Here is a 1,256-nt window from a genome sequence, read left to right as displayed (position 1 = left end):
GCCGAGCCGCTCTATCTCTTTGTTTTGACGCAATTCCGAACGGAAAACCGTTTCACACGTTCCCTGGAATTGCTCTAGCGCCAAGCGGAGCAGGAAAAATGACCCTGACCAATCGAGACATTGTCGAGCTGACGGCATGGCGCCGCAGGCTGCACCAGCATCCGGAAATCTCGAATGAGGAAGAGAAAACCGCGAGCGAGGTTGTCGACTTCCTCGCCGACACAGCGCCGGACAAGGTGCTGACCGGATTGGGCGGCCACGGTGTGGCGGCGGTATATGAAAGCGGCAAAGCCGGTCCGACAGTCCTGTTCCGGTCGGAACTCGATGCGCTGCCGATTTATGAGCTTTCAGGCGTTTCTCATTCGTCGCTCGTACCGGGAAAGTCGCATATGTGCGGCCATGACGGACATACCGCGATCCTCGCCGCACTTGGTCGCCAGTTCGGGCGCGAAAGGCCTGCCCGCGGCCGCGTCGTGCTGATGTTCCAGCCGGCGGAAGAGACCGGAAATGGCGCGGCCGGCGTCATCGCCGATCCGCGCTTTTCCGAGATCGCGCCGGATTTGGCCTTCTCGCTGCACAATATGCCCGGTGTGCCGTTCGGTGAGGTGCGTCTCAAACCCGGCGTGGTCAACTGTGCTTCACGCGGCATGCGAATATTGCTGGAGGGCAAGACCGCGCATTCGTCGATGCCCGAAACGGGTGTCTCGCCAATGATGGCGGTCAGCCAGCTGATGCCGGCACTGCCCGCGCTCGGGCGCGGAACCTTCGCTGACGACGATTTCAGTATGGCGACCGTCACCCATGCGGTGATGGGCGAAGCCGTGTTCGGCATTGCGCCGGGAAATGCTGAAGTGTGGGCGACGCTGCGCACAAGGCGCGATGAGCGCATGGCGGACCTGTGCGCCGCCGCGGAAGCGCTGGTGGAAAAGATCGCTGGAGAGCATCGGCTTTCGGCCCGCTACGACTATCACGAGATATTCGTTGCCAGCGTCAACGCCCCGGATGCCGTGGAACATCTGCAGCGCGCGCTCGACGAAGAAGGCGTGCCATGCACAGAGGAAGCCCTGCCGATGCGCGCTTCGGAAGATTTCGGCCTGTTCGGGCATAGCGCAGCGTCCGCCATGTTCTTCCTCGGCGCCGGCGAGCGGTACCCTGCGCTGCACAACCCCGACTATGACTTTCCAGACGACCTGATCCCGATCGGATCCAGAATATTCATGCGCACGGCTCGCAACCTTCTGGGCTGATTGGCTCCC

General features: G+C 62.0%; 1 protein-coding gene. It reads left to right on the top strand.

Annotation, left to right across the window (positions count from 1 at the left end; all coding sequences use genetic code 11):
• Window positions 1-98 precede the first annotated feature (98 nt).
• Window positions 99-1,247, top strand: coding sequence for an amidohydrolase (locus tag AC0L2P_RS32120; RefSeq protein ID WP_473507234.1), 1,149 nt, complete (start codon window positions 99-101; stop codon window positions 1,245-1,247).
• The last annotated feature ends 9 nt before the right edge of the window (window positions 1,248-1,256 follow it).

The sequence above is a fragment of the Mesorhizobium sp. WSM4836 genome, assembly GCF_055811815.1.
This window is presented reverse-complemented; position numbering and strand designations above follow the sequence as displayed.

Excerpts from the sequence above, each read along its gene's own strand:
- AC0L2P_RS32120 (WP_473507234.1), top strand. The coding sequence starts at position 99 with ATGACCCTGACCAATCGAGACATTGTCGAGCTGACGGCATGGCGCCGC.